Genomic DNA, 3073 nt, shown 5'->3' with positions numbered 1-3073 from the left:
TGTAAACGCTCGCGCTAAGTGGCGGCATTCTGATCGCGCTATTTGTCGGCGAGCGTCGCTACGCGGCTACCGGCTTGGTCTCGGCCGATCGCACATAGGCGTAGAGTGTTGGCTTGGAGATGCCGAGCATCGAGCAAATCTTGGCGATCGGCATCGTGTTCTCGTGGTAGAGCCTGACGGCCAGGTCGCGCTTGTCCTTGCCGAGTGCGGCCGGCCGGCCACCCTTCTTGCCGCGAGCGCGGGCTGCGGTGAGACCGGCCTGGGTCCGCTCGCGGATCAGGTTGCGCTCGAACTCCGCCAATGCCCCGAACAGGTGGAAGGTAAGCTTGCCCGACGTGGTGGTCGTGTCGATCGCCTCGTGCAGGCTCAGCAGCCCGACCTTTTCCTCGTCGAGGTAGGTCATCCATCCGATCAGATCACGGAGCGAGCGGCCGAGCCTGTCGAGGCGCCAGACCACCAGTGTGTCGCCGGCGCGAAGCAGCTCCTTCACCTTTTCCAATCCAGGGCGAGCGGCAGTCGCCCCGGAGGCCTTGTCGGTGATGACCTTCTCGCAGCCGGCAGCCTTCAGCGCATCACGCTGGAGGTCCAGGTTCTGCTCGGCGGTCGATACGCGGGCGTAACCGATTTTCATGCGTAGGGCCGGTGGCGCCCCGATCGGGCGCGGTTTGGGAAGAAAGTCGTCGTCGGCAGGTCTATGTTGCCCTAGTTTTCTTTACCGGGTAGATTTACGTCGAACAGGCCGGTTTGGCAACGCGAGCGGACTCGCATGGCGATGGGCAGGCAAATCTCCGTTTTCCTTACCTGCGACACGGACCGTCGGCGGTGACGCATCCGGCGCTTGTCCCGCCGCTGGCGATCGAGCGCTACCGCGTCCTTGAACCGCACCTCGCCGATGGCATCCCGCTCGCGGACCTCGCCCGCACCGGCACGCTGAGCGAGCGGACGTTGCAGCGCTGGCTCGGGCGCTACCGTGCCGAAGGACTTGCCGGTCTCGCGCGTCTGCCGCGCAACGATCGGGGCAGGCTGCACCTGCCGGAACATCTGGTCGAACTGACCCGCACTCTCGCCACCAAGCGCCCGCGACCCCCGGTCGCCGCCATTCACCGAAAGGTGCAGGAACTCGCCATCGCGCATGGACACCGAACCCCCAGCTATGCGGCCGTCGCGCGTGTCGTCAGGGCGATACCGGCAAGCCAGATCGCCGCAGCCTCCGATCCGGCCGTCTACCGCGACCAGCACGAGCTAGTGCATCGGCGCGAAGCCGCGACCTCGAACGAGATGTGGCAGGCCGATCATACCGTTCTCGACATTCTCGTGCTCGATGATGCCGGAACCCCGGTGCGTCCTTGGCTGACCGTCATCGTTGACGATCACAGCCGAGCCATCGCCGGTTACTTCCTCAGCCTCGATGCCCCCAGTGCCCTCAACACGGCGCTCGCCTTGCGGCAGGCGATCTGGCGCAAGCCCAATCCCGAATGGATCGTCAGCGGCATTCCCGAACAGCTTTACGTCGACAACGGCTCGGATTTCATCTCCGAGCATATCGAGCAGGCGTGCATCGCCCTCAAAATCCGCCTCATCCATTCGCTGCCGGGGCGTCCTCGCGGGCGCGGCAAGATCGAGCGGCTGTTCCGCACCATCAACGACATGTTCCTGCCCGACCTGCCCGGCCACCTGATCGCGGGCAAGCCGCTGTCGGCGCCAGTGCTCACGCTCGACGAGCTGCGCGCCCGCTTCGAGGCGTTCGTGTGCGGCGTCTATCATCGTCGCCCGCATGGCAGCACCGGCGAACCGCCGATCACGCGCTGGCAGAAGGGCGGGTTCCTGCCCGCAATGCCCGACAGCCTTGAACAGCTCGACATGCTGCTCGTGCACGTGCCCAAGCCCCGTAAAGTGCTGCGCGACGGCATCCGTCTGATGGGCAGGCGCTATGTCGAACCCACGCTCGCGGCCTTCGTCGGCGAGCAGGTCGAGGCGGTCTATGACCCCCGCGACCTGACCGAGATCCACGTCTACCACCAGGGCCGGTTCGTCTGCCGTGCGCTCAGCTCCGAGCACGCTGGGCACCCGTCGTTGCGCGCGATCCAGCGCGCCCGGCGCGGCGCGAAGGAGCGCGACAAGCAGGTGCCTGCCCCCACGGAGACCTTCGATGGCGACCAAGAGGATACGGCTTCCCGGCCCACCACCTACCGAGGGCTCCGGCTCTACGCCGCTGACGATTGAGTTCCTGGTCGAGCAGCCGTTCCTGGCGACCCGCGAACATGCCCGGTTCGTCGAGTTTGCCGAAGCCTGCGCGCACTACCGCTATATCGGCGTGTGTCATGGCCGGCCGGGCGTCGGAAAGACGCGATCGGCGCGCGAGTTTTCCAGCTTCCCCGACCTGGGGGAATATGCCGCGCTCCGTCCCATTGCCGCGCTCCTTGGCGAAAAGGTCGCTCGCTGCCGCGCCGTCTTCTACACCGTGTCGGTCAGCAACACGCCCAAGACGATCGACGCGGTGTTGGGCCTCAACCTCATTAAGCTGGGCTATGCCCGGCTGACGGTCGCGGGCGGCTCGCAGGACGAAATCACCCATGACGCCGCCCGCATCGCCTGCCCCCTCGTCATCGTCGACGAGGCCGACCGCCTGACCATAAAGTCGCTCGAACATCTCCGCGACATGGCCGATCGCCACGGCTTCGGGCTGATCCTGATGGGTATGCCGGGCTTGGAGAAGCGCCTCGCCCGCTATGCCCAGCTCTACTCGCGGATCGGCTTCGTCCACGAGTTCAAACCGCTTACCGAGACCGAAATGCGGCTGCTGCTCGCGACCCACGCCGGCGATTTCGGGATCAGCTTCGACCCGGCCCAACTCGACGCGATCGAAGCGCAGGCAGCCGTGATCCGCATCACGCGCGGCAACTTCCGGCTCATGGAGCGCCTGTTCGCGCAGATGCGGCGGATCATGACCCTCAACCGCGTCGAGGAGGTCACCGCTGACATCGTTCAGGCCGCGCGCGATTGCCTCGTCATCGGACCCGGCAACTGACAAATAGCGCGATCAGAACGCCGCCATTTAGCGCGAGCGTTTACA

3 protein-coding genes and 1 pseudogene are annotated in these 3073 nt (G+C 65.8%); 3 read left to right on the top strand and 1 reads right to left on the bottom strand.

Going from position 1 to position 3073, the window contains the following annotated elements; all coding sequences use genetic code 11:
* Positions 1-58 precede the first annotated feature (58 nt).
* Positions 59-631 carry a recombinase family protein gene (locus AX702_RS12990; protein WP_007407197.1) on the bottom strand — a complete coding sequence of 191 codons (573 nt, stop codon included), beginning with the start codon at positions 629-631 and terminating at the stop codon, positions 59-61.
* Between the two features lie 191 nt (positions 632-822).
* Between AX702_RS12990 and AX702_RS24285 the strand changes: the two are divergent.
* From AX702_RS24285 to AX702_RS21660, 3 genes and pseudogenes are all read left to right on the top strand, one after another.
* Positions 823-972: pseudogene (locus AX702_RS24285) on the top strand (Mu transposase C-terminal domain-containing protein); the annotation flags it as partial.
* A gap of 138 nt (positions 973-1110) precedes the next feature.
* The gene (locus tag AX702_RS12985; RefSeq protein ID WP_241527248.1) at positions 1111-2223 is read left to right on the top strand and encodes a Mu transposase C-terminal domain-containing protein; all 1113 of its coding nucleotides are present in this window, start codon (positions 1111-1113) and stop codon (positions 2221-2223) included.
* Positions 2150-3028 carry an AAA family ATPase gene (locus AX702_RS21660; protein WP_009824028.1) on the top strand — a complete coding sequence of 293 codons (879 nt, stop codon included), beginning with the start codon at positions 2150-2152 and terminating at the stop codon, positions 3026-3028. Before AX702_RS12985 ends, AX702_RS21660 begins: the two co-directional genes overlap by 74 nt.
* The last annotated feature ends 45 nt before the right edge of the window (positions 3029-3073 follow it).

It is taken from the genome of Sphingomonas sp. CCH5-D11 (assembly GCF_001557395.1).
Classification (GTDB): Bacteria; Pseudomonadota; Alphaproteobacteria; order Sphingomonadales; family Sphingomonadaceae; genus Sphingomonas.
Note: the sequence above shows the minus strand (reverse complement) of the source record. Positions and strands in the feature narration are given on the sequence as shown.